Annotated in this window: 19 protein-coding genes and 2 pseudogenes; 9 read left to right on the top strand and 12 right to left on the bottom strand. The window is 45.6% G+C overall.

Features of this window, described 5'->3' with window-relative positions:
* Positions 1–153 precede the first annotated feature (153 nt).
* Positions 154–750 carry a TetR/AcrR family transcriptional regulator gene (locus ACWGOO_RS18515; RefSeq protein WP_452485811.1) on the top strand — a complete coding sequence of 199 codons (597 nt, stop codon included), beginning with the start codon at positions 154–156 and terminating at the stop codon, positions 748–750.
* A gap of 66 nt (positions 751–816) precedes the next feature.
* Positions 817–1,047, top strand: coding sequence for a tautomerase family protein (locus ACWGOO_RS18510; RefSeq protein WP_452485809.1), 231 nt, complete (start codon positions 817–819; stop codon positions 1,045–1,047).
* Between the two features lie 499 nt (positions 1,048–1,546).
* Here the strand turns inward: ACWGOO_RS18510 and ACWGOO_RS18505 are convergent, their stop codons facing one another.
* From ACWGOO_RS18505 to ACWGOO_RS18495, 3 genes are all read right to left on the bottom strand, one after another.
* Positions 1,547–1,891 (bottom strand): hypothetical protein, encoded by a 345-nt coding sequence (locus ACWGOO_RS18505; protein ID WP_452485807.1) that lies wholly within the window; start codon positions 1,889–1,891, stop codon positions 1,547–1,549.
* Between the two features lie 101 nt (positions 1,892–1,992).
* Positions 1,993–5,004 (bottom strand): DEAD/DEAH box helicase, encoded by a 3,012-nt coding sequence (locus tag ACWGOO_RS18500; protein ID WP_452485805.1) that lies wholly within the window; start codon positions 5,002–5,004, stop codon positions 1,993–1,995.
* Positions 5,001–6,656: an SWIM zinc finger family protein gene (locus ACWGOO_RS18495; RefSeq protein WP_452485803.1), complete on the bottom strand. Its 1,656-nt coding sequence runs from the start codon at positions 6,654–6,656 to the stop codon at positions 5,001–5,003. Before ACWGOO_RS18495 ends, ACWGOO_RS18500 begins: the two co-directional genes overlap by 4 nt.
* A gap of 424 nt (positions 6,657–7,080) precedes the next feature.
* Here ACWGOO_RS18495 and ACWGOO_RS18490 point away from each other — a divergent pair, with 424 nt between their 5' ends.
* A complete protein-coding gene (locus ACWGOO_RS18490; protein WP_452485801.1) occupies positions 7,081–7,260 on the top strand; it encodes a hypothetical protein in 180 nt (59 codons plus the stop codon).
* Positions 7,261–7,304: 44 nt separating this feature from the next.
* Here the strand turns inward: ACWGOO_RS18490 and pgmB are convergent, their stop codons facing one another.
* From pgmB to ACWGOO_RS18465, 5 genes are all read right to left on the bottom strand, one after another.
* On the bottom strand, positions 7,305–7,964 hold the full coding sequence (gene pgmB / locus ACWGOO_RS18485; RefSeq protein ID WP_452485799.1) for a beta-phosphoglucomutase: 660 nt from the start codon (positions 7,962–7,964) through the stop codon (positions 7,305–7,307).
* A 24-nt stretch (positions 7,965–7,988) separates the two neighbouring features.
* Positions 7,989–10,271: a glycoside hydrolase family 65 protein gene (locus ACWGOO_RS18480; protein WP_452485797.1), complete on the bottom strand. Its 2,283-nt coding sequence runs from the start codon at positions 10,269–10,271 to the stop codon at positions 7,989–7,991.
* A 139-nt stretch (positions 10,272–10,410) separates the two neighbouring features.
* On the bottom strand, positions 10,411–11,433 hold the full coding sequence (locus tag ACWGOO_RS18475) for a LacI family DNA-binding transcriptional regulator (RefSeq protein WP_452485795.1): 1,023 nt from the start codon (positions 11,431–11,433) through the stop codon (positions 10,411–10,413).
* 329 nt (positions 11,434–11,762) lie between these two features.
* A complete protein-coding gene (locus ACWGOO_RS18470; protein ID WP_452485793.1) occupies positions 11,763–11,927 on the bottom strand; it encodes a hypothetical protein in 165 nt (54 codons plus the stop codon).
* A 267-nt stretch (positions 11,928–12,194) separates the two neighbouring features.
* Positions 12,195–13,610 (bottom strand): helix-turn-helix domain-containing protein, encoded by a 1,416-nt coding sequence (locus tag ACWGOO_RS18465; RefSeq protein WP_452485791.1) that lies wholly within the window; start codon positions 13,608–13,610, stop codon positions 12,195–12,197.
* A gap of 254 nt (positions 13,611–13,864) precedes the next feature.
* On the opposite strand from ACWGOO_RS18465, the gene ACWGOO_RS18460 reads away from it, so the two are divergent.
* The gene (locus ACWGOO_RS18460) at positions 13,865–14,374 is read left to right on the top strand and encodes a hypothetical protein (RefSeq protein ID WP_452485789.1); all 510 of its coding nucleotides are present in this window, start codon (positions 13,865–13,867) and stop codon (positions 14,372–14,374) included.
* Positions 14,375–14,521: 147 nt separating this feature from the next.
* On the opposite strand, the pseudogene ACWGOO_RS18455 reads toward ACWGOO_RS18460, so the two are convergent.
* Both ACWGOO_RS18455 and ACWGOO_RS18450 read right to left on the bottom strand, forming a co-directional pair.
* Positions 14,522–14,742 (bottom strand): annotated as a pseudogene (locus tag ACWGOO_RS18455) (hypothetical protein).
* 144 nt (positions 14,743–14,886) lie between these two features.
* The gene (locus tag ACWGOO_RS18450) at positions 14,887–15,621 is read right to left on the bottom strand and encodes a hypothetical protein (protein WP_452485787.1); all 735 of its coding nucleotides are present in this window, start codon (positions 15,619–15,621) and stop codon (positions 14,887–14,889) included.
* Between the two features lie 395 nt (positions 15,622–16,016).
* Between ACWGOO_RS18450 and ACWGOO_RS18445 the strand changes: the two genes are divergently transcribed.
* Positions 16,017–16,256: a MarR family transcriptional regulator gene (locus ACWGOO_RS18445; protein WP_452485785.1), complete on the top strand. Its 240-nt coding sequence runs from the start codon at positions 16,017–16,019 to the stop codon at positions 16,254–16,256.
* 197 nt (positions 16,257–16,453) lie between these two features.
* On the opposite strand, the gene ACWGOO_RS18440 is transcribed toward ACWGOO_RS18445, so the two are convergent.
* Both ACWGOO_RS18440 and ACWGOO_RS18435 read right to left on the bottom strand, forming a co-directional pair.
* Positions 16,454–17,383, bottom strand: a complete 930-nt coding sequence (locus tag ACWGOO_RS18440; RefSeq protein WP_452485783.1) for a response regulator — start codon at positions 17,381–17,383, stop codon at positions 16,454–16,456.
* 5 nt (positions 17,384–17,388) lie between these two features.
* Positions 17,389–18,693, bottom strand: coding sequence for a sensor histidine kinase (locus tag ACWGOO_RS18435; RefSeq protein ID WP_452485781.1), 1,305 nt, complete (start codon positions 18,691–18,693; stop codon positions 17,389–17,391).
* 211 nt (positions 18,694–18,904) lie between these two features.
* On the opposite strand from ACWGOO_RS18435, the gene ACWGOO_RS18430 reads away from it, so the two are divergent.
* The 4 genes and pseudogenes from ACWGOO_RS18430 (at position 18,905) to ACWGOO_RS18415 (ending at position 21,940) form a co-directional block, all read left to right on the top strand.
* Complete coding sequence (locus tag ACWGOO_RS18430) at positions 18,905–20,167, top strand: cation:dicarboxylate symporter family transporter (protein WP_452485779.1); 1,263 nt, start codon at positions 18,905–18,907, stop codon at positions 20,165–20,167.
* A gap of 69 nt (positions 20,168–20,236) precedes the next feature.
* Positions 20,237–20,437: pseudogene (locus ACWGOO_RS18425) on the top strand (DUF1304 domain-containing protein); the annotation flags it as partial.
* A 108-nt stretch (positions 20,438–20,545) separates the two neighbouring features.
* Positions 20,546–21,157, top strand: coding sequence for an S-layer homology domain-containing protein (locus tag ACWGOO_RS18420; protein ID WP_452485777.1), 612 nt, complete (start codon positions 20,546–20,548; stop codon positions 21,155–21,157).
* Positions 21,158–21,385: 228 nt separating this feature from the next.
* Positions 21,386–21,940 (top strand): GNAT family N-acetyltransferase, encoded by a 555-nt coding sequence (locus tag ACWGOO_RS18415; RefSeq protein WP_452485775.1) that lies wholly within the window; start codon positions 21,386–21,388, stop codon positions 21,938–21,940.
* Positions 21,941–22,061 lie beyond the last annotated feature (121 nt).

Genomic DNA, 22,061 nt, shown 5'->3' with positions numbered 1-22,061 from the left:
GGTGTTTGATTAAGCTAACGGGCAGGTTTCTTCAATAAGCAAGATGGATTACTTTATAAATACAAGTTATTTTTTTGTTAAAATATTTATTCAAAAACTTATATGGGGTGAAACTTTTTGACAACATAATATACCGAGTGGTATATTGTAGGTATGAATACAAACAAAGCCGAAAAAACAAAAGCTTATATAATTAAAAAAACATCACCCATATTTAATAAGAAGGGGTATTACGGAACATCTTTATCGGATATAACCAATGCGACGAAGCTTACAAAAGGTAGTATATACGGTAATTTTAAAGATAAAGATGATGTTGCGGTGAACTGCTTTTTATTCAATGTCAACAATATAACAGACGAGATTTATAACAACATGCAAGGAGCTAAAAATTCATTAGAAAAACTGTTGTTTTTTCCTAAAATTTACAGAAAAATGTATAAGGATATTATTGCTAATGGTGGTTGTCCGATTGCAAATACTCTTATAGAATCTGATGATACACATCCTATGTTGTTAAAGCTCGCAATAGATACATTACATGGTTTGGAAAATTACTTGGTTTCTATAATCGAAGAAGGAATATTGTATGGGGAATTTATTGAAACCACAGAATCACATAAAACAGTACAAACTATTATAACTTTATGTGAAGGTGGAATGATTTTAACAAAATCAACGAAAAAAGAGAGCTATTTAATAAATGCAATCGAAACAATTGAAGAAATTATATACTCTCTGAAAAAGTAGCTTTTTTTGGAATAAAATATACCGAAAGGTATATTTTATATGTAAAAACTTAGGAGGATATTTAGAATGCCAATCGCAACTATTAAAACATTCAAAGGTGCGTTATCAAAGGAACAAAAAGTTGAACTTCATAAAAGGTTTGCTGACCTAATGGTTGAAATTGAAGGTAAGGGAAATGAAGAGTTTAGAAAATTTGTTATTTTAGCTATAGAGGAGGAAGAACCGATTAATATGGGCATTGGAGGTATTGGGGCAACAGAAGATATTGTAAAAAGAATAACTGGAATTAAAGAATAAAGTTGAATTTTCTTATCTTTTTTGACTACATAAAACGGAGTAGTTCAACTAACGGGGCAGGATAGTTCGATAATCACTTGGGTAAAATAACCAAAAATGATGGAGGTTATTTCTCATGTGATGGATATGATGACTATCTCATCGGCGGTGCTCATATCATATCGATTAGCAAATCCGATTCTTATCCTCGACAAGAGTTCGTACTTGAAGGGAAAGTTACGACATCAGATTCTACCTTGGATATAGTTCGAATTACTTTCAAAGCTAGTTCAGACGGATACAAAGTGAGTAATTTTCATGCTATCCGTAATGTAAATAACTAAAATTCAAACTTCCATTACGCTAACGAGAAACGTTAGTTCAATGAAACAGCGACAGTCTAGGACTTTATTTTCTGCTGACAACAAATAGCATTGGAATGAGAAGTAGCCAGGACAGATATACTCTGTTCCTGGCTGCTTCTTTTCGTATACACTTTCAGGACGCGTTCGGCAAGCACTTAACCGATAACGACAAACGAGGATACGCCGGCAGGTACTGATCTAATCCGGAATAACGTTCCGTCGTCTCTAAAGGTACGCAGAGTATAAGGCTGGTTCGTAGGTGTACGGACTCTGCTGAATCGGGCAGTACCAAAACTGTCGAAGCCTACAGCTTGCACAAAGCTTCCATCTGCACGCCGGAGTGTAGCAAAAAATCCGGTCGTGTTAAAAGGCACACCATTAGTATTAGCCCAGATGACTGTAAACCGACGAAGGGTTTGCGTAGGACTTACATTACGATATTTTGTAACAGGAACCTTTCTGCCCGTAGATTTCAGGGTTTGAGGAGGACGAATGGCCACTTCATATCAACTCCTTTGTTGTGATGAGATAGTAGATGCACACAAAGGAGTTTAGGACTGTGCTATAAACTACTTCCTAAAAATTAGGCTTATATACCTCATCATGCCCAATCGCGCCGTAGCGTAAAGAGTTCTTTCAACGCATCTGTCGACAGCTCGGTAATCCAGCCCCCGGTGCTGGAAATGATCTGGTCACTAAGCTGCTGCTTGCTCTCCAGCATTTCGTCAATGCGTTCCTCCAGCGTGCCCAGCGAGATGAACTTGTGCACCTGTACGTCTCTCGTTTGTCCCATCCGATAGGCGCGGTCTGTGGCTTGATTTTCAACAGCCGGATTCCACCAGCGGTCGAAGTGAAAAACGTGGTTGGCGGCTGTCAGATTCAAACCCACCCCCCCGGCCTTGAGCGACAAAATAAATACGGACGGCTGCTCGTCTGGCGGCAGTGTGTGAGATTGGAACTGATCAATCATCCGGTCACGGGCCGTTTTGGACGTACTGCCGTTGAGGTAGAGCACCGGCTCTTGCAGCTCTTGAGCAAGCACCTGCTGGAGCATACGTCCCATGCCAATATACTGTGTAAAAATAAGGCAGCGCTCGCCTTCCTCCCGTAGCTCCTTGACCATGGCCAGAATACGCTCTAGCTTGGATGAACGGCTGATGACCGCTTCAAAATCGGGCTGACTATAACCGGAAGCCGTGGCATCCGGGGCCGCCTCCTTGGTTAAGAGAGCAGGATGGTCGCAAAGCTGTTTCAACTGGGTAAGGGCAGATAAGATAGCACCTTTTCGCTCAATCCCCTCCAGCTTCTGCATCCGTTCCATGAGCTCTTTGACAATTTGGTCATAGAGCGCTCCCTGCTCGGAGGTGAGATGAATGTACGTTTTCATCTCATTTTTTTCGGGCAAATCAAGCTGTATAGCCGGGTCCTTCTTCTTACGTCGCAGCATGAAGGGCTGCACCAGCTTTTGCAGGTCTATCGTTCGCTGCTCGTTATGTTCTTTCTCGATAGCATTGATGAACCGATTGCTGAAGGCGCGTGAGCTGCCCAGATAACCGGGATTGATAAAATCATAAATCGACCATAGCTCGGACAGCCGATTTTCAATAGGCGTCCCGGTTAGCGCTATACGATGTCGGGCAGGGAAGCTGCGAACGGCAGTGGATTGCTTGGTTTGCGCATTTTTAATATTCTGCGCTTCATCAAGGCAAACGGAGTCCCAGGTTATGCTTTGCAACAGCTCTTGATCGAGGGTTGCGGTGGCAAAGGAGGTCAGGATGACATCGGCTTGCTCGGCTTCTTCGTGGAACAAGTCCCCCTGATCCCGCTTGCTTCCATAGTGAAGCATGACCTTCAATGAAGGGGCGAATCGGCTGAGTTCCTTTTGCCAGTTGCCCAGTACCGAAGTCGGGCAAATCAGCAGCGAGCTGGAGCGGACGCCCGTCTCTGCGGCGATGTCCTGTAGATGTAGCAAATAGGCAATAAACTGCACCGTTTTGCCAAGCCCCATATCATCGGCAAGGCAGGCGCCCAGTCCAAAGCGCCGCAAAAAGGCAAGCCACGCGTATCCGTCCCGTTGATACGTCCGCAGCTCGGCTTGCAGTCCGTCCGGCACGTCTAGTGCCGGCCACTCGGACTGCCGCCCGAGCTGGCTGATCAGCTTCAGCAGATGCCCGTTCAGCTCGACTTCCAGCCGGAAGCGTGCCGCATCATCCTCTGGCTGTTCACCCGAAGCGTCGCCCTCCGCCTCATCGGCGTTACCGAGCAGGTGCAGTTGCAGGATGTCCTGAAAGGACAATCCCTGAGTGCTGTCGATCCCGGCCATCGCCCGGCGGATTTGCGCCAACAGCGCGGGATCGAGCGCGATCCATTGGCCGCGGAAGCGCACCAGCCGCTCGTTGCGGGCTACCAGCTCGGCGAACTCGGATTCGCTCAGATCGGCATCGCCAAGGGCAACACGCCAATCGAACTGGACAATCGAGTCCAGCCCGAACAGCGAGCTGCCCTTCGCGCGCTCGCCCCCGCCTTCGCCTGGGCGAACCTTGGCCCGCAGCTTCGGCTTCTTGCGGGTGGCTGCTTCCCACCAAGCGGGCAGCAGCACCTGCCAACCGCCCTCCAGCAAGCGATGGCTGTCGGTCGTCAGGAATTGCCACGCCGCCTCGTCAGAGAGCGGGCTATCCAGCACGTCATCACAGCTTCCAGCGCGCTGCCCGGCGGGTAAAATTGCGGTCAAGCGTTCCAGCCACCCGGCTGAACGCTCACGCACATGGGCCGTCCATGCATCGGGCCATGGGCCGGACGCATATCCGTCTTCGGCGAGCTGTACAGGCACCAGCAGCGCCGGGTCCTGCTTGTCCTGCAACACAAGCTTGAGCTGCCACGACGGGTCGTCGTTCTCTGGCTCTGGCTCCAACAGTTGCAGAAGCGGGCGGAAGGACGCAGTATCGGCTTTCCAGCCAATAGCGATAAGCCATGCTCGCGCATCCAGACCCGCCGCGGCCGGGCGGTTTTGAGTGAAGAGAATTGGATATTCTCTTCGCAAATCGGCGGCTTCCGCTTCGATGCCGTACCAGCGTTGAAACACGGCGGCCGAGAACGCCGCTACCAGCCCTTCGCGCTCGTCCTTCTCCAAGCTGTCAAGCAGAGCAAGCTCTGCCGCTTCGGTGCTTTTCAGCATTTTTACTGATTCTAGCGCCTCTAACGTCTCTCGCGCCTTCAGTGCTTCCGTATCCCAAATCCATTGCAGCTTCCCCGCCTGAAATGCTGTGAAGCTGGGGACATAAGATTTCGCTTCAATGCAATGAGCAAGTAGTGGGATCAACCGAAGCCACGGGGTATTGTCCTCGTCCCAGATCCATTCGATATGCTCCAGCAATTTGCGTTCTGCCAGAAAGGGAATCACCTGCTCCGAGGGCAGGAGGATAATATCCGTGTCCTGAACATGCTGAATCTCTAGCTCGGTGCCATAGAAAGAAGCCTCGTGCCAGGCAAACAAACGCTGCTTCAACATTTGGCCGGAAATGCTGTAGTTCATAGACGAATCGCCATAAATAAGCGCGTCTCCATAGGTGGTTAACTGGATGTGTACCGTAATCGTCTCCATGTATTGGCTCATGATAACAAATTCCCTTTCCGCAATTCCTCCTGTAGTGCCCGCAGGCGGCTATGACGGCTGGTGAAGGTCGAGAAGAACAGCTCCCAGCGCGGCTCTTGCTTCATTTTTTTGTATAGTTTGAACAGCCGCTTCAACAGCTTGACCGCTGCTTTGTAGCTGGATCTGTTTTTTTCCAGCACATATCGTTCCACCGCCTGATGGTAAAAGGGCAGCAGCAGTTCCGGCGCGTTCTTTTCAATGGACTGCAACACGCTCACCCGAAAACTCAAAGGTTCGCTGCGTATACTTAACTGGTAGTCGATCCATTGCCGCCATTTGTCGTGGGCAAGCAGTGCTTCTTCATACATTCCCCCGGCAAAAGGAAGCATTCGGACCAGTGTGTCCCACATTTCCTGCTCCGCTTCTGGAAGGTGCTGCAAAACCATATCCCAACCGTTCATATAATCGTGCAAATGATCGTCCCGATGGCTGTGAAGCAAGGGGCCGATATGCCGTAGTCCATCCTTGAGGCGCGACCATTCCTCGGTTTCACGCAGTGCATGCAAGAACAAAAGCAACTGACTGGAGGAGATTTTCAGCGGAAAAGCCTTCTCGGCCTCCTCAAGCAGCGACCAGGCTTTATTATCCTGCGACTGGTAAAAATACATCCAGCTTTGGGCCAGCATCCAGGGAAGCCGGGCCAAAGCTGTGCCAAGCTCACCTTCAGCCGACTGTAAATGCTGTAATTCCTCCGCATATATGCTGCAATCCAGCGAATCGGGCTGCACCCAGTGTAGCCAGAACCGATAATAAGCGTCTGGGAAATAGGTACCGTTACGCGATTCTGTCAGCATTTTTCGGCGTAAATAGGCCAAGGTCTCTGCCATGCGTGCTTCTTGCATCGGTTCATCTGTTAGGGCAAGCTGGCTCTCAAAATCACGCTCGATAGCTTCTTTAAGCTCATCTGCGGCGATTTGCGTGTAATATCCCATATAGGAATGGGTGGGATAACCTGGCATGGGTGACTGAGGCACCAGTTCTTCCAGCACACGCAGATGAGCGTGCAAGTCATACAACTGTTGCATGCCGGGTGAAAGCGGCGGTTTCACAGCATATATCGAGGCCAACGCGCTTTGGGCATATTGGGAATTTTTCGTATTCATGTGGATAAGGGCTATACACTGATCGAACAGGTCATGCCATTCTGAGATGGGCATATTCGGTATGCGGCTTGCTGTTTTGCTGAGTGTGTTCCTACCAGCCTGCTTGTGATCCGGTGAAGGAGTGGACTGGGAAAGTAGTGCAGTTCGCACGTCAGATTTGGCGCCCAATCGGGTGAAACCCGCTGAATGGGCGTTCACCAACGCATGTACGGAACGTTCCTGCATATTCGCATAATTAAGCAGTGCGGCGATCATGTGCTTGCAGTTCTTATGAACCGGACATGTACATCGACTGGCAGCAAAAGCGTTCAAGTGGAGATCCACCTCGTAAAGCTCGCTCCCATCCACGACAGCCGCGATATGGTCGGCGTCAGGCATTGTAAATTGTTTTACCTTTCCTTGCCTAAAATATTGGAACCCGCGTTTGATCGTCACGTCATTAAAATGGTCAGCTACGTTTTGGATAAGCTGCTGCCATTGTATATCATCCATAAGATAGGTTGGTTTCATATGCATTAGTCTCCTAAGAGAGAATAGTAATCCGCTGACAGTTAACTCTTCCATTATATCAGTTCATGACCGTAAATTGAGGTGAAGAGAGCAGATGGAAAGTTTTCATACGGGATGACATGCTTTCTTTTAGAGAGTTTATTACTATTATAAATATAAAATGGATATTACTAATATATTAGTGCTGATGATCCTGTTTAGGGATTGTATGAGGAGGTACGATATAGATGAACTTCCAAACAGCCAAGAAAAATAACCGCCGGGTAAAGTAAAAAGCTCTCTGTTGTAAATTATATTTTACAAATTTGAGAAAACATAAAGGAGGCATCAGTATGCAAACTGTTACCCTTATCATTGCTTTGGTCGGTCTGGTTATATCACTGGCTGCTTTATCACAAGCTATTAAGAATAGGAGGTAATTGCTTTGGCAAGGAATGCGCTATCCTTTAGATTTCCGGAAGAGTTCGCTGCGATGCTGCGTACCTGGCCATTTGTTACTGAAAAGGATCAAAGGACCATTTTGCAAGAAGCCTTCACAGAATATGCGAATAATCACCCGGACACCAAGGAGAAAGTCCTTCAAGTCATAAACACGCTAAAATGACCTGTCACAGAGACAGATCATTTTTTTATATTTGCCTCCCTTTTTCATTCCCTGAAAAAATAATCCTCCAACATCCTCAAAGACAGTTCGGCTGTAGTGGCCACCACGATATCGGCACCCTGCATTTGCGAGGGTGTTCCTACGCCGACCGCGAACATCCCGGCGCTCTTGATCGCCTGAATTCCGGCCTGCGCGTCCTCTATACCGATACAGTCGGCAGGCTGAACGCCCAGATTAGCGGCTCCGCTGAGGAAGATTTCAGGGTCGGGTTTGCCGTGCCGAATGGCTGTGACATCCACCACACTGTCAAAATAGTACGTAAGCTCCAGCCGCTCCAGTATAAAGGCTGCATTTTTGCTCGCAGAGGCCAGCGCGATGCGAATTCCGGCATCACGTAACTCCGTTAGAAGCGCGCGTATACCCGGTAGTACGTCTGCCGGGGTCAAAGCCGAGATGAGCCGCTGATATTCGGTATTTTTCTGTGCGGCCAGCTCTCGTTTGTCATCATCTGAATACGCATTGGCCCGATCACCACGCGCCAATATGTTGTCGAGTGACTCCATACGGCTGATTCCTTTTAACTGCTCATTAAATTCCCGGTCAAAAGGAATACCCAACGTTGCTGCCAGGCTACCCCATGCCTGAAAGTGATATTCGTCGGTATCTGTAATCACGCCATCTAGGTCAAAAATCACTGCCTTCATTTGGTTTCCCCCTATCTGCTCGGTTTATGAAACACCGTTCGTCATGAACGGTTGCCCATGGGTAATGTGCGTTGGCTGTCCATACAGCTCCAGCGTCAGGGGTTCTCCGTCCAACAGTGTAATGATCACTTCATTTTCCTGTACGAGAATACTTAGCAAGCGACCGCGATAGTTGATTTTAAACGTATATTTGCTCCAGCCCTGAGGCAGAAGGGGGGAAAAGCTCAACGTTTCACGATACGTTCTCATCCCGGCAAAGCCCTGCACAATCGCCAGCCAACTTCCAGCCATAGAGGTAATATGCAAACCGTCCTCGGTATCGTTATTATAATTATCCAGATCCAGCCGAGCCGTCCGTTGATACATCTCGACTGCTTTTTCCTCCATTTTAAGCTCGGCTGCCAACACGGCATGAATGGACGGGGACAGACTGGATTCATGAACGGTCATCGGTTCGTAAAATGCAAAATGGCGCGCTTTTTCTTCCAGCGTGAACTGATCTCCGAAGAAATACAGTCCTTGCAGTACATCCGCCTGCTTAATGAAGCAGGAACGGAGGATTTTATCCCATGACCATTTCTGATTTAGCGGCAGGTTGCTCGGATCAAGGGACGATACAGGCTGCAAATCCTTATCCAGAAAGGTATCATGCTGTACGAATATGCCCCGTTCCTCATCGTAGGGATAGTACATGCGGTTGATGATATCCTGCCAATGCGCAAGCTCATCCGCGGTAATCGCCAACCTCTCCGATTTCTCTAAAGAAATTTGAGGTAAGACGGATAACGTATATTTTAAAACCCATGCAGCCAGCGTATTGGTATACCAGTTGTTATTGACGTTATTTTCATATTCGTTCGGTCCGGTCACCCCGTGGATCATATACTGCTGATGGCGATGGGAAAAATGAACCCGGTCGGCCCAGAAGCGACTGATTTCGACGAGTACATCGATTCCGTAGTGATGCAGATAGGCCGAGTCGCCCGTATAGTTGGTGTAATTGTAAATGGCATACGCAATGGCCCCGTTACGGTGAATTTCCTCGAAGGTAATTTCCCATTCGTTATGGCATTCCACACCCGTAAAGGTGACCATAGGATACAATGCCCCCCGCAGTCCTTGCTGAGCCGCGTTATGCTTGGCACCCTCCAGTTGATGGTAGCGGTATAGTAGCAGGTTTTTAGTCACGTCGGGATCTGCCAGCGCCAAATACATCGGTACAGCGTACGCTTCCGTATCCCAATACGTAGCACCGCCATATTTTTCACCCGTAAAGCCCTTGGGGCCAATGTTCAGACGTGCATCTTCACCGTAGTACGTAGAGAATAGCTGGAAAATGTTAAAACGTATTCCCTGCTGGGCCTCCGTATCCCCTTCGATTGCAACATCCGCTTTGTCCCAACGTCCGGCCCAAGCCGCGATATGCTCCTGCTTAAGCAGTGTATATCCTTTGTTCACAGCTTCCACGGCGAGACGTTCAGCTTGTGGAATCAGTACATCCTTCTCCATATCACGTGAGGTGGTGACGGCCACGATTTTTTGCAGATGAGCACTGTCACCTGGAGCAACGGTATATTGATAGTGGCGTGCAGCATACAAAAAGCTCTCTTCCGTCGTTTGCTGATCCTGTCCTGCGGTAACAATACCCATGGTAGCGTTTACGGTAAAACACGGAATACCAAACCGATTATCTATCGTCGTGGTGGACAAGCTGATGAATTGTTCCTGAACCTCGCGCGCTTCCTCCAGCCAGAACACCTCATCATAGTGGGTGTCCTCATTTCTCGTATTACCGTCCAGATAGGGGACAAGCTCAATGGTTAGAGACTGGTCGCCTATATTGGTTGCTTGGTAATCAATCAGGCATAGTTCACGAGTGGTGATGCTTAGAAAACGTTCCGTGGTGATACGAACCTGACCGTTCACGGTACAGGCACGACGCAGAATACCCTGCTTCATGTCCAGTTCCTGCACAAAATCACTGATGTGTGCTGTAAATAAGTCCACTTCCTGCTGGTTCACAATCAGACCGATGCCGATGAAGTTCATGGCATTGATGACCTTGCCAAAATATTCAGGATAGCCGTTTTTCCACCAGCCGACCTTTGTTTTGTCGGGGAACCAGACACCGGAGATGTAAGTTCCCTGATGATGATCACCTGAATAGGCTTCTTCAAAATTGCCGCGCATGCCCATATAACCGTTGCCTATGGACGTTATGCTTTCCTGTAATCGCAAGTGTGTGGTATGTAGAGTGTGTGTGGTCAGCTTCCAGTTATCTACGTCAAATAATCGGTTATAAACCATGATGGCGTACCCCTCTCGGAGAATGAAATCGTTGTTTTAACGAAATCAGTATATGAGCGAGTTCAGTATATAGTGCAATCGGTTGCCCTGTCAACGCAAAAAAACTGATTTTATGGATGTCCACAAAATCAGTTTTTGTTCATTCCTTGGAAGATAACAGCGCCTGACTGGATTCGCGTTCTACGATCCGGTGGGGAACGATGATATGTTTGGTCAGCTCCTTGGGGTCTTCGATTTTTTCGATCAGACTTTTGGCTGCCTGATAACCCAGGGTGAAGATATCAATATCTACGGAAGTAAGAGGGGGGTTCATCAGCTCAGCCAGCATCAGATTGTTGAAGCTCACCATGGAGAGCTGTTCCGGCATGGACAAGCCCAGTTGGGATAGCATTTTCTGTACCGCCATCGCTACAAGGTCATCATTGACGATCATAGCGGTAGGAGGAGGGGAAACCTGCAATAGCACTCGCATGTCCTCCAGGGTAAAAGGCTCCCTGACAACGTACTCGTCCGGTAGAGGCAAATAGGCCTCCCGCAGCCCATCCTGATAACCTCTGAGTCTTTCAATATTCACGGTCCGTTCATGATCTCCGCCAACATAAGCAATACGCTGATGATTCAGATGGATTAAATAAGCGACCACGTCCTTGGTGGCCTGGTAGTTATCGTTGTCAACATGAGTGGTTTCACTGATAAATTGCTGAGGCTTGCCGATTACGGTATAAGGTATTTTTTCTCTATGAAAATACTCCACGATTTTATCCTCTTGCTTGGAATACAGGATAATGTAGCCGTCAACACGTCCAGTTCGCGTCATCAGCTTCACGCGAGATAGCAATTCATCGCTCGTTTTTCCTGTGACAATCGATAGTGTATAGTTATGTTCATTTACCCATTCGCTGATCCCGCGAAGGCTTTCCGGAAAGAACGGGTTTTGAAAGATCGCCACATCCGATTCAGGCATAATAATGCCAATCGACTGCGTGACACGGTTAGCCAGACTTTGGGCCGAATAATTGGGCTCATAGCCAAGCGCCTTCATTTCTTTGCGGACACGTGCCTTGGTGGCCTCACTGATTTTGGGGCTGTCTTGAATGACACGGGACACGGTGGAAGTAGCAACATTGGCACGCTTTGCGACATCTTTGATGGTTACTGCCATCGTCTTCTTCTCCTTTTGCTATCTCAAGCAGGAAATATTATGTTCTATCATACGACATTGGCTTAAAATCAACAAATTCGCGGCTTTTTTCCGAGGATTACTACGCCGATGTTCAAGATATTTACAATCAGGGTATCGCCAATAGAAGGCGATATCATTATAATAATGCAACCGATTGCATTCATATACGAGGTAACAAACGGAGAGTAAGCTCAGCCGACCCATTAAGGTTAGCAGAGCTTTTTACATGTATTAAATTAAAGTTACCTAATTTACATTATCCACTTTACGCCGACTCTGCCGCTTTGCCAGTTTACCGCTTAATATCTCTACTTCCTGCTGGTCTTTTCGTTTACCAGCTCTTGGCCTGACTTCTCCAGCCGCTTAATGCGCCTGAGAAGGCGATCCTCGGTTCCTTGTTCCAATGCGTCCCGGCGCTCCATGCTACTCAGGCGGTCATTTTCCGCTTGCAGGAGTTTGACTTGCTCCTGCATATATTTTATGTATGCCCTGTGCTGGTCTGCCTACTTTGCGTTTGCTTTCGCTCATACTACTACCTCCGATCAATTTAAGTTACCTTAATTGTCAAGGTATTTGAGTAACTTAATTAAATAGGCAAAACAATCCCCGCCGACCAGTTAAGGTTAGCGGGGATTGTTTTTGTTTATATTCGGTTTTAGAATCCTCCAACGACAGCTTGAAGTTGAGTAATATGGTGCTGGTCATAAGCATGATTAGCCCCATTCACGATAAACAAAAAACTAGCTGCGACGATCAGAAGAAGCATTTTTCTCAACATTGTTTATCCACACCCTCTCAATGAAATTGAAAAACTCTGCTTTGGTTTCAGGAACCGAATGATCCCGAAAGTGTAAAAACAAACCCATACAATTTATAAAATAATCCTTATTGTTTAGTGTATGATAACTTACCATTGCATACATCAAATTTTTAAAACCATCAATGTAAGAACCTCGATACAAATAATAATATGCTAGTTCATAACTAAAGAGTGCGAACTGTTCTGGTATTACTTGATTAGTGTACATGTCGGATGATGGCTGTCCCTGTTGCACAAAAGACTCAATAACCGTTTCAAAACGTTTAAGTACGTGACTCACATCTAACTCATATCGGTTAGCCGCAAATATTACGTTCAACAGCTTAGTAACCATTTCTTTATCGGCTTTATTGGTTGATGCAGCAATATATTCAACATAATCCGTAAGCACGCTTACATCTCCAGACAAAAGCTTAAATACGTAAGTATTAACTTCTGCCCAATGTTGAAACAAACCGATCCAGTGTCGGGTATCCTCGTCCGTCTCTTTGACCCAATCTAAATTAGCGTAGGCGTATGTATATTGTAGAGCTTGTTGATAATCGCCTTGAGCCTCACAGACACCCGAACATAACAGGTCAGCATAAGCTATATATCCGAATAATGGGCCTTTCGTCTTCTTTGACTCCTTGTCTTTTCGCTTATCATGGTGACTAAAATAATATTGAATCTCTGCTTTCGCCTTCATTTTTTTAGCTATTTCATCAACCGTATCCCATTCGTTCAAAGAACGATATACATTCGCCAAATCCTTCAATGCGTCAAGCTGGTCTATTTCATCTAGGCGTTCAACAAAAGCTTCAAATATTGTAGCTGCCCTGAGATTGCGTTTTTGATCGGCTCCAATCTGAATCGTGAATATACGATATTGACAGGTTGCCAAGCGATCAGAGTGCTGGTACTTTTCACTCTCGGACACGTTTTCATAAAGGTAAGCCGCTGCCTCTTGATAACCATGTTTGAAACAATTTTCGGCTAGTTCAAAGAGTAAGGGGGGATAGATTAGTTTATCTAACAACAGGCTCACTACTTTTTGCAAGCAATCCAGCCGATTAAACTGCACACATCGGTACAAAAGGGGGCCGATTCTTCGCCAGTCGAGGGGTTCATCTATAATGCACTCTTCAATATAGCACTCATAAAAATGATCCGGTGGTACCTCCATTCCTAGCGTAATTAGATCCAATTGATTCATGGAAATGGGCTTATTCCCCGTCACAATACCACTGACGGTGCCCGGATTCAATCCTGAGATATGTCCAAACTTGGTCATACTCCATCCTTTCCGTCTCAGATATTTTTCCAATTCTGCTCTTATCGTAGGTGTATGCTTCATGTCATAGCCACCTCTCACATAAAAATTACAAAATTTTTATATTATTGCATTCTATTGTTGTCCAACATTTAACATCTGTCAACAACTTTTGTAACTTTTTGCGAGGTATTCGCTTCTGGTATTTACTTGAGCTAGGCTACATTACAAAAAAAGCTTATTAATTGTAATATCACAACTTCTTTTTTTGAAATTATATAAAAAGTGGAATCTTCTGGTATGATGAAATGATATTTTAATATAAGGAGGAATAATCTATGAAGAAGAACAAATTAATTACAACAGCTTTGTCTTTGAGTTTGTTAGGAGCTGTTGCCATACCAAGTGCAATTTTTTCAGATTCAGATGCAACTGATTCTGCGAATACATCCACTACTGCGACCCAAGCTCCAGATACATCAACTACGGGTGACCATGTAGTAACGCCTCAAAAAATCGGAAATACTTTCGGCAGTAGTGTACAAGGAGGTGCAACTGTCCAAAGTGCCTTTGAGGTTCCTAGAGGATATGGTCATGTTAAACTTACTCTGAAAAATAACTCTAGTTATCCAGTTAGGGTGAGTGTAACGCACAATGATTCAGGTAGAGAATACATCTCTGGAATAAAAATCTCACCTAACAGTTCAATTACTTGGAGAAGTAGTGATGAAGGTTACAGAGGTGGTTTGCGTTCGGGGAGCTACACCCTTCAATTTCGTGGTGGCGATTATAACGTTGATGCAGAATTCAATGGAATTGCCGGTTCACGGGTTGCGGACATTTTTTAAGAGATAAGGTTAACGACTCCTAACAAATAAAGAAACTCCAGACCGATGATGGTTTGGGGCTTCTTTTTTTTGTTTCTTAGGTTCGTTGTATTTTGAGGAAATCTTAATCATTTCAAATAATAAAAAATCCCCGCCGACCCATTAAAATTAACTGGGCTTTTTATCTACTCTAAATTCAAACTCTTTCCGCATATAATATGTTCCAGAAACTTTGACCGAATCAGGCGAAAACTTTTCTATGACACCTCCATAGCCACATCCGATACCAAATCCTCTCCCAACGACTGAACCACTTATACCCTTACCTGGTTTAATGCTGCTGCAAACAGTTCTATATCCAACTTTAACACTTTATATGTATGGTTCATGCTGATCACCTCAGTAATTCATTCGGCGGATGATGGGAAATTCCTGCAAACATAAAAGCACCCCATTGGCGTATGCCAACAGGGTGTCACTTTGTAAATTCAAAACTTACTACTCCATCCAACTTAGAACAACTTATATCATACTTAACTCTTAATCTCTTCGGTTATTATAATGCTGTTTCCTGGACGATCGACCCACAGAAATACTTCACCGACCTTTTCAACACCTTGACCTGCTCCATATGTAGGAGGTTTTATCCGCTCAATAAATGTAAACTCTTTTCCGTTGAAATGGTAGTGATCCAATCCTTGTGCATAAATTTTTCCATATTCATTAGAACCATGTAGGTTAGCGTATAACTCATCCCCATCAAAAAAGATGCCTTGATAACCACCGTCAGTTCCAAAGTTTTCCGATAAAGAGTATGACCTTATCAGATTAAAACCTTTATCAAATTGTCTGATCTCATTTAAGTCATGGTAAACTACCCAGTACGTATTATTATATTCTGCTAAAGACTCTGCTGTGCCATATCCTATATCGAACTCATCTACTTGTCGTAAATCAGGCAGACTATACTTTACTATCCTACTAATTCGTTCCTTTGTTGATGGCCCCGAATTAAAATTATATACCGTTGCGTAAAGGTAACCATCTGTAATGTAACAGTCTCCAAAAGACATAAAGAGCCCTTTTTGATCTGTTTCTGTATAAGCATTCGTTTTTTCAGTTACGAAAGCACCGTCCATAGTGTAAACAGATATCGTATTGGAAAGTTTGAAATTCTCATCACGATCAGATGTAATGTAAATATGTGTTCCGTCAGAAGCGACACCTTGCCATGCCCTATAATTCTTTTCAACCTTTAATACTCTCACTCCTTGGTGAAAATCCCCACTTGTTGAACTAAATATGCCTGTTGGAGAATTATGTAACCCTAAGATTATGACTATGACACTTAGTATATTAAACACCATTTTATTCAGCCCACCTTTAAACTTCAATTAACAACAATGAAATGATAAAATGGTATGCAAATAATTCATCTTTTCTAATAAAAACATTTTTAAATACCCTGCCAGCACACACCGGCAGGGTATTTGTTTGATCCTTTTATTCGGTAGTTACAGGCGACAGCTCTTCGAAGTATACCTTGTTTATCCCACAGGAGATCACCGAGCAGGTACTGAAGGAGCATGCGAGAAAACTGGGCGTTGTGATCCGGCGTGGCGAGGGAGTGGTGTCTGTACGGGAATAGGATTAGGGTGTAGAGATGGTCAGTGTCCGTGCTGAGAACCATCGGAGAAGGTATCGCGGGCTGGTGTGGTGGAGAACCGATATCCACGTTATGGACTGTATCGGAAGGTATGAGCCGATTAATGTTATGACATTAGCGGATCGGATTGAACTGAGCAAAGGTACAGTTTCGAAAGTCAGCACCAAGCTGCTCAAGGAAGGCTGGATTCGCAGAAACCAGCTTAACGATAACAAAAAAGCTCTTTCTTGTGCATGAGCGGCTTCACGTTAAAGTATAGCATCAGTTGCTTCAATTTTTAGATCGTTACAGTATGGAAGAATGAAATGAACTGGAACTCCATGACAAGAGTGTGGAACCAAAAGACCAGAAGATTATCAGCATTTTTTAACAAAATAGCATCTGCGTAACCCGTCTCATGTGGTAGACACATTAGGGATTATGCAGGTGCTTTTCTAGTGTAGTAACCTTTTGGCCTCCATATAGAACACTTGTACAAATTTCTTCGTATTAATACGGGCTTGAGACAGCGAGGGCTCCACATTATTTTGCAGCTCCAGCATTTTTTTGCGGATTTCTGTAAAATCAAAAAATTTGGACGCATAATTCTCAAATTTAGGATGGGTATAGTCAGTCAATCCGAGCGATACGATATGGCTTAGCGTCTGGAAAATGGCGCGGCGGACACGCTGCTCCGATGCCTTGATTTCCTTGCTCAGCTGTGCCGCAGAAGCCGAGCTTCCCAGCCGTTTCAACGCTACATTAGCGAATATATCCTTCAGCGGCGGGAGCAGATGAGGGGATAGATGGCCTGTTTCCTCCTCATACTGGTCCAGATATTCCAGCATGTCCAGCAAATCCATACTTCCCGCTTCACCGATCATTCCCATTTCGGAGAGCAGAAACTGTCCGGAAGTCACGATGTTTCGGGTCGGTTCTATCGTTGCTGATGGGCCATTCGATGTGAACATCGACAACCCTTGCAGCGTGCGCTGGATATCCGTAATCGACTGCTGCATTCGCAGACGTTCGGCCACCTTGTGAATCACTGCAATAATTTCCAATCGGTTCAAGGGTTTGGCAACATAGTATTCAATACCGAGCGAGTAGGCCTCGCCGATCATATTTTTGGATTCAATACGAGAGATCATAATGATTTTCCCACTGAATTGATCACCGAGTGCGCGCACCGTCTGAATACCGTCACGAAGCGGCATTAGCAGATCAATCAATAATACATCAATCCGGTTCAGGTCCAACAGGCCGCTATTCACATAGAAACCGTCCTCTGCTTCCCCGACGACCTCCCCTAGACCTTCGTCTTCAATAATGTCTGCCAGCATAGAACGTATCCCCTGATCGTCATCCACAATATAAAAACGCATTCGGACTATCTTCCTTTCTCCGTCAGTTTCCGTAAAGGCAATATGACCCTAAAAGTGGTCTGTGCCCTACCTGTATTCTCTTCTTCATCCTGTTGTAGTTCAATCGTTCCTTCCAGGCTCTCCGCGACCTCGCGCACATAAAACAATCCCATACCGGTCGAAGGCTGTCCTTCCTTATCATACTTGGTCGTATACCCCGGTGTGAAGACCATTTCACGTTTACGCTGAGGAATACCTAGGCCGTTGTCGGTGACACTAAAGGACACTACATCCTCTTTTCCCGGCAGAAAGCGAATGGAAACGTCAATCCTTCCGCTGTCTTTCAGCGCTTCAACCGCATTGGATGTCAGGTTATTAATAAGTGTCAGAACTGTATAAACATGCAGCTTGGGCAACAAAGGCTCGAAATTCAGGGTGAAACAGATGGACTTGCCCAGCGATTGGGCATATTTGCTGTTCGTTCGGACGATCAGCTCGCCAAGCTCTTGCGAAGTCATATAATGCACTCCGCTTTCCGCATCAATTAGCTTGGACAGCCCGGCAAAAATCCGCTGACTGTCTTTTTTGATCTCATGAACCTGTCCGGAAATACGAAGTGCCTGTCTGGCGTAGCGGTCCCTGTCTTCCAAGGATTCAGCCTGGTGCAATTCCCGATATAGCTCGTAGCTTTCACGGGTGATCTGCTCTGCGTGCGACAGGGTCTTGCTGAGCTGGACGGACTCCTCGTACAGATCCGATACCAGGAGCAGAATCCGCTCGGTCTGCTGTCTCTGCGCCTCTTCATGCTGAACGGACTGCTTCAGGCGAATGATATTGTAGAACCCGAGCACGAAGAAGCTGCGGATTATGGCGACGAGTACCACCTTGCCCATCTTGACGGTGTCCCAGAATTCCCCGTCAATGCTCCGCCGGACGGTAAGTTCCGCCACGCTTGCCGCAACCTCTATACCCACGGAGAGGATGCCCACCCGGAGAGCGCGGTAAGGTTCGGCATTAATGTTAAGGATCTGAAAGAGCAGGCCGTAACCCATGTAAAAAAAAAGGGTAGGCCCATGCAATGTCATCAACTCTTCAAAGGAAGATCCGGGGTGGAGGTAATGATTAAGTAAGATGCGAAAGGCGACTACAGCTATTCCTGTAAGCACTCCCGATAATGCAGGCGGAATATAACGAATGGATAGAAGAAAGAAAAAAAATACAGGCGTACCGCAGCTGAGACGAAATGTATTAGAGAACGGGTGAACATTCAACTCACCTGCCAGCGGTACAAATATAAGCATCAGCAGGAAAAGAAGTCTATTCAGCTTCATCCATATTCACCTCCTAGGTATTCGGTCAGAAAGGGCAATGTAAGATAAATTCACAGGATTTTGATTAAATTTTATGAATTTATAGAAAAATACAAAGGTTTATGTAGATAATTGTCTTTTTTTATAGATCAGATTGTAGTATAAATAACATCATTTCAATATTAGGAACAGCATACTGCAAGAATATACAAATTATCTAGGGGGGAACAAAGTGAAGAAGATTAATTTGACAATGCAAATCTTTATTGGACTGACTTTAGGTATTATTATTGGCGCCTTATTTTACGGCAATTCAGGGGTGGAAGTCTACTTAAAGCCGATCGGCGATATTTTCATCCGTCTGATCAAAATGATTGTCGTGCCAATTGTAATTTCAACGCTCATTATCGGTGTAGCTGGCGTCGGGGATATGAAAAAACTGGGCAAGCTCGGCGGGAAGTCTATTCTTTACTTTGAAATTGTGACGACCATTGCCATCCTTTTCGGATTGCTCGTTGCGAATCTGGTTCGTCCCGGAGACGGTGTAGACATGTCCCACCTGGCCAAGAGTGATATCAATAGCTACGTGGAGACGACTGAAAAGTCAGGCCACAACTTTATGGATACGATTGTACATATTGTTCCCACTAATATTATTCAAGCGCTGGGCGAAGGGGATATGCTGGCTATTATCTTCTTCTCCGTCTTGTTCGGACTAGGGGTAGCGGTGATTGGTACCAAGGGCAAGCCTGTGCTGAATTTCTTCGAAGGCGTAGCCGACGCCATGTTCTGGGTGACCAATCAGGTTATGCGCTTGGCTCCGTTCGGTGTATTTGCACTGATTGGAACGACAGTAGCAAAGTTTGGGCTGGCCTCATTGTGGCCGCTATTGAAGCTTGTTTTGTCGGTTTATGGCTCCATGCTGCTGTTCATTGTAATTATTTTTGGAATTATCGCCAAGCTTTGCGGTACTCGTCTCTGGACCATGATTAAAATTTTGAGAAGTGAGCTGCTGCTTGCCTACTCAACGGCCAGCTCGGAAAGTGTCCTGCCTAAGATCATGGAGAAAATGGAGAAGTTTGGATGCCCGAAAGGAATTACTTCCTTTGTCATTCCGATAGGATATTCCTTTAATCTGGACGGTTCCACGTTGTACCAGGCGCTGGCTGCGGTCTTTATCGCCCAGATGTATGGTATTGACATGCCGATCACTACACAGATCACGCTGGTGCTGGTGCTGATTATTTCTTCCAAAGGTATCGCAGGCGTACCTGGCGCTTCCTTTGTCGTTTTGCTCGCTACACTGGGAGCCGTGAATCTTCCGCTGGAAGGCTTGGCCTTTATCGCTGGTATTGATCGTATTCTCGATATGGCGCGTACGGTAGTCAATGTATTAGGCAACTCACTTGCCGCAGTGGTTATGTCCAAGTGGGAAGGCGAATATGATAAGGAAAAAGGCGAGAAATACGCCGCTTCCTTAAACAACAGCCAATGAGTTGAATGATTGACGAAAAGAACACCCTTGCGAAGAATGCAAGGGTGTTCTTTTCGTGACCAGACTTGGCTGTATAACGGCTTTTTGGCAGCTGGATTGGTGTGGGACCTGTGCTACCCGGACGCAGTGATAGGCTGGCAAATTCAGCTGTTCTTTGTCCTTTGCATGGTGGTGGCTGCGGTATATGGTGCATTGACATCCAATAAGTCTATTTTATTGAAACAAGGATTACCCGCCATTCTGGCATTAATCAGTTTGCTTGTCTTCTAAAAGACACCCTTAACGGGTGTTTTTTTGCTGAATTCGATCACATAATGTCTGAACTGCGGGTGGAATGGATATGGACAATTTGGCGACGGCGCCGCTGTCAGCAACAATGTGCCTGTATTCGCCCAATATGATAAGCCTTCTATTTTGTATAGCACAAACACAGTCAAAGAAACGGCAACCAATGACGGGACCGTTGCTGGGACTTTAACCGTTGCTTTAACCGGAGATGAGTTCAATGACAGTGTAATGAGTGATGTTTATGTGGGTAACTTGCCTTATGTCAAAGTGCTCGTACTCGCCTTGGGGGAATCTGCCGAGGTTGCACAGGATAAAACGTCGGATTTTAAGGATGTAACCAATCCTGATTGGTATTACAGCTATATTAAACTGGCCAGAAACATGGGGCTTGCAAAAGGAGATGTATATAATTATTTTTATCCAAATAAAGAAATAACAAGAAAAGAATCCTTTGCGATATTGGTTAGGGCTTTACAGTATCGTAAATCCATTTCAAAAAGCGAAAACCCGGAAAATCAATTGAAGAAGTTTAAAGATACGGCTTCATTGAGAGATTGGTCTTCCAATGAAATTGCACTTTCTATTGAAAATCATCTGATAGAGGGATATGAGGACAATACGTTGAGACTAGAACGTCAAATAACTCGTGCTGAAGTGTGCGTATTGGTTGCTCGACTGCTGGACCGTCTTCATGACAAATAATCATAAATGAAAAAGGGCTGTTTCATAAGTCATCGGAGATGATCTGTGAACAGCCCTGTTTTACAGTCGCTTGTCGGCTGGATACACGCCCATCTCTAATTACATAGGTGCCCGCATAGTGGAAATCCGGGGGAGATTAATGTAGTGGAAACTACATGTACTAGGTATGGGGAAAACGATTTTTTATGATATAGTTTTCATAGACCATGAAGAGAGTTGAGGTGCAGCATGACAGCATTGACTATTGTTGAATCATCCGTCAAACCAGGACTAGCAGCCTTTCAGGCCATCGCCGAAGATCAGGAAGAGGTTCAGGAGTTGATTTTAAAGACAGCCAGATGGCTGCACAGCAAAGGCTCCACGCAATGGGGCAACCTACTCAAAGGAAAAGATGATCACAACCTGGGCGGCGCTATTGCGCGGGGAGAAGTGATTATTTTCCGGACATCAGAGGATCATGCATTGGCAGGCGCTGTGATCTTGCAGCAGCCCAGTGCCTGGGACTGTAATTTGTGGGGGTTAGACGATGCTGATGCTGAAGGAGGAACCTCAGTATATTTGCATCGTTTGGTTGTAGATCGGGATAGAGCCGGGAAGGGACTAGGCCATGAATTGATGCAATGGATTGAACAAAGCATCCGTTTCACAGGCAAGGATCGAATCCGGCTAGATTGTATTGCGGGGAATGACAAGCTAAGCCAGTTTTACAAGCAATGCGGCTATACGCATAGAGGTGAAACGGACGGCTTTAATATTTTTGAAAAGAAGCTGACAGAGGTATAGGAAAATAAAGCATGGACTGAGACAGGGGCTGTCCCGGAAGTCATCAAAGATGACGGTGGGGCGGCCTCTTTTGTTTTTTTTTAGGATCAGCTCGCTCTATTCGAATATACGTCTAATCAAG

The sequence above is a fragment of the Paenibacillus sp. NPDC055715 genome (assembly GCF_053617595.1).
The sequence above is the reverse complement of the archived record's forward strand: the minus strand, read 5'-3'. Positions and strand labels throughout refer to the sequence as shown.

Excerpts from the sequence above, each read along its gene's own strand:
- ACWGOO_RS18475 (WP_452485795.1), bottom strand. The coding sequence starts at position 11,433 with ATGGCAGTAACCATCAAAGATGTCGCAAAGCGTGCCAATGTTGCTACT.
- ACWGOO_RS18500 (WP_452485805.1), bottom strand. The coding sequence starts at position 5,004 with ATGAGCCAATACATGGAGACGATTACGGTACACATCCAGTTAACCACC.
- ACWGOO_RS18465 (WP_452485791.1), bottom strand. The coding sequence starts at position 13,610 with ATGAAGCATACACCTACGATAAGAGCAGAATTGGAAAAATATCTGAGA.
- ACWGOO_RS18440 (WP_452485783.1), bottom strand. The coding sequence starts at position 17,383 with ATGCGTTTTTATATTGTGGATGACGATCAGGGGATACGTTCTATGCTG.
- ACWGOO_RS18510 (WP_452485809.1), top strand. The coding sequence starts at position 817 with ATGCCAATCGCAACTATTAAAACATTCAAAGGTGCGTTATCAAAGGAA.
- ACWGOO_RS18515 (WP_452485811.1), top strand. The coding sequence starts at position 154 with ATGAATACAAACAAAGCCGAAAAAACAAAAGCTTATATAATTAAAAAA.
- ACWGOO_RS18470 (WP_452485793.1), bottom strand. The coding sequence starts at position 11,927 with ATGCAGGAGCAAGTCAAACTCCTGCAAGCGGAAAATGACCGCCTGAGT.
- ACWGOO_RS18495 (WP_452485803.1), bottom strand. The coding sequence starts at position 6,656 with ATGAAACCAACCTATCTTATGGATGATATACAATGGCAGCAGCTTATC.
- pgmB (WP_452485799.1), bottom strand. The coding sequence starts at position 7,964 with ATGAAGGCAGTGATTTTTGACCTAGATGGCGTGATTACAGATACCGAC.
- ACWGOO_RS18435 (WP_452485781.1), bottom strand. The coding sequence starts at position 18,693 with ATGAAGCTGAATAGACTTCTTTTCCTGCTGATGCTTATATTTGTACCG.
- ACWGOO_RS18460 (WP_452485789.1), top strand. The coding sequence starts at position 13,865 with ATGAAGAAGAACAAATTAATTACAACAGCTTTGTCTTTGAGTTTGTTA.
- ACWGOO_RS18415 (WP_452485775.1), top strand. The coding sequence starts at position 21,386 with ATGACAGCATTGACTATTGTTGAATCATCCGTCAAACCAGGACTAGCA.
- ACWGOO_RS18445 (WP_452485785.1), top strand. The coding sequence starts at position 16,017 with ATGGTCAGTGTCCGTGCTGAGAACCATCGGAGAAGGTATCGCGGGCTG.
- ACWGOO_RS18480 (WP_452485797.1), bottom strand. The coding sequence starts at position 10,271 with ATGGTTTATAACCGATTATTTGACGTAGATAACTGGAAGCTGACCACA.